This is a genomic window from Mesorhizobium sp. M7A.F.Ca.ET.027.03.2.1, assembly GCF_003999175.1.
GTDB lineage: Bacteria > Pseudomonadota > Alphaproteobacteria > Rhizobiales > Rhizobiaceae > Mesorhizobium.
This window is the reverse complement of the sequence record NZ_RZOM01001075.1, coordinates 1-2,118: the sequence shown is the minus strand read 5'-3', so window position 1 is coordinate 2,118 and position 2,118 is coordinate 1. Positions and strand designations below refer to the sequence as shown.

Annotated in this window: 2 protein-coding genes and 1 pseudogene; all 3 read left to right on the top strand. The window is 62.1% G+C overall.

Annotation, left to right across the window (positions count from 1 at the left end):
- Positions 1-642 (top strand): annotated as a pseudogene (locus EN750_RS31330) (peptidase M17); the annotation flags it as partial.
- 55 nt (positions 643-697) lie between these two features.
- A complete protein-coding gene (locus EN750_RS31325; protein ID WP_127399020.1) occupies positions 698-1,603 on the top strand; it encodes a proline iminopeptidase-family hydrolase in 906 nt (301 codons plus the stop codon).
- A gap of 19 nt (positions 1,604-1,622) precedes the next feature.
- Positions 1,623-2,118: ABC transporter substrate-binding protein (locus EN750_RS31320; RefSeq protein WP_245482866.1), on the top strand; the 496-nt coding region annotated here is incomplete at its 3' end.

The following is a 2,118-nucleotide window of genomic DNA, read 5'->3' as shown; positions in this document are numbered from 1 at the left end:
GGCGGAGCGGCCGCTGTGGTCGGCCTGCTGATCGCGCTCGCCCGGCAAGGCAGCCCGGTACACGTTGTCGGTGTTCTCGGCATCGCCGAGAACATGCCATCGGGCACCGCGCTCAAACCGCGCGACATCATCACCACGGCCTCGGGACAGACAGTGGAAGTGTTCGACACGGATGCGGAGGGACGCCTGCTTCTGGCCGACTGCCTCTACTATGCAGCCACGCGCTTCAACCCTTCGGTGATCGTCGATCTGGCGACGCTGACCTATTCGGTGACGCGTGGCCTGGGGTCGATATTCGCAGGCCTATTCAGCACCGACGATGCCATCGCTTCACAGATGATCGCGGCCGGAGAAACGGTCGGCGAGCGGTTTTGGCGGCTGCCGCTCGACCGGGCCTATGATGAGGGTCTGCAATCGCCGTTCGCGGACCTCAGGCATCATGCCAAGGACATGGAAGACGGCGACGCTCCCTATGCGGCGGCCTTCCTGCGTCATTTCACGGAAGACCGCCCCTGGGTGCATCTCGACATCGCCAGCAAGGAACTGACCGACACCGATCGGCCTCTGGGCAGGCAAGGCGCCACGGCATTTGGCGTGCAGATGCTGGAAGAGTGGGTGCAGGTCACCCGCAACATGAGTTAGGGCGCCTGCCGTCACGGACAAATACAAGATGCCTTCAACCGCACTGGGAACTGGGATGTCATCTGAGATCATAGGCATGGAAGGACGGGCCGCTTTCGACGCCTACGAGACCTGGTATCGGGTCAGTGGCGAACTCGGTGGCGAAAAGGCGCCTGTGGTGATCCTGCATGGCGGCCCGGGCGTCGCTCACAACTATGTCGATGCCTACAAGCTTCTTGCGCGAAGGGATCGCGCCGTCATCCACTACGACCAGTTGGGCTGCGGCAATTCCACCTTGCTGCCTGAGAAAGGCGCCGATTTCTGGACACCTGGGCTGTTCATCGACGAGCTTGAAAACCTGGTCGACCATCTCGGCATTCGGACGGGCTTCCACGTCCTCGGCCAGAGCTGGGGCGGCATGCTGGGCGCCGAATATGCCGTGACGCGGCCGCAGGGCCTGAAGTCGCTGACCATCGCCAACTCGCCGGCTTCCATGAAACTGTGGGTCGAAGAGGCCAACCGGTTGCGTGCGGACCTACCCGCGGACGTGCAGGAGACACTGACCCGACACGAGCAGGCCGGCACGACAAACGATGCGGCGTACCAGGCGGCGACGATGGTGTTCTACGAGCGGCATGTCTGCCAGGTCGTGCCTTTCCCGTCCGAAGTCACGGAAAGTTTCGCCCAGGTCGTGCGCAATCCGACCGTCTATAATCTGATGAATGGGCCAAACGAGTTCCACGTCATCGGAACGCTGAAGAACTGGAGCATCGTCGACCGTCTGCCGGCCATCGATGTTCCCACCCTGATCATCTCCGGACGTCACGACGAGGCCACGCCCGCGACCGTGCAGCCCTACAAGGACGGCATCAAGGGGTCTCGCTGGGAGATATTCGAGCATTCCAGCCACATGCCGCATGTCGAAGAGCAAGATGCGTGCATGCGGGTGGTGGGAGACTTCCTGGACCACAACGACAATTGAAGAAAAGGGGAATGAAGACATGAAGAAACTGCTTCTGGCGGCAACAGCCGCGGCATTGCTGGCCGGTACATGGCTGGCCCCGGCACAGGCCGAATATCTCAAGGAGCACCGAGGCGGCACCATCCGCCTGCTGGCCCGCTCCGCGGCCGGAACGCTCGATCCGCACATCAATTACACGGACCAGGGCTGGCAGATGTACCAGCCGATCTATGACGGCCTGGTAGCCTTCCGCAAGGCCGAGGGTATGGACGGCTTCACCATCGTTCCCGATCTGGCCGAGGCGTTGCCGCAGGTCAGCAATGACGGCAAGACCTTCACCTTCAAGCTGCGCAAGGGCATCAAGTTCTCCAGTGGCCAGGATCTTGGCGTGAAGGACGTCGTCGCTTCTTTCCAGCGCATCTTCAAGGTTTCCGGACCCACCTCCGGCACGTTCTATGCCGGCATCGTCGGTGCCGACAAATGCCTGGCCGACACCAAGAGCTGCACGCTGGAAGGCGGCGTTGTCGGCGACGAAG

Excerpts from the sequence above, each read along its gene's own strand:
- EN750_RS31325 (WP_127399020.1), top strand. The coding sequence starts at position 698 with ATGTCATCTGAGATCATAGGCATGGAAGGACGGGCCGCTTTCGACGCC.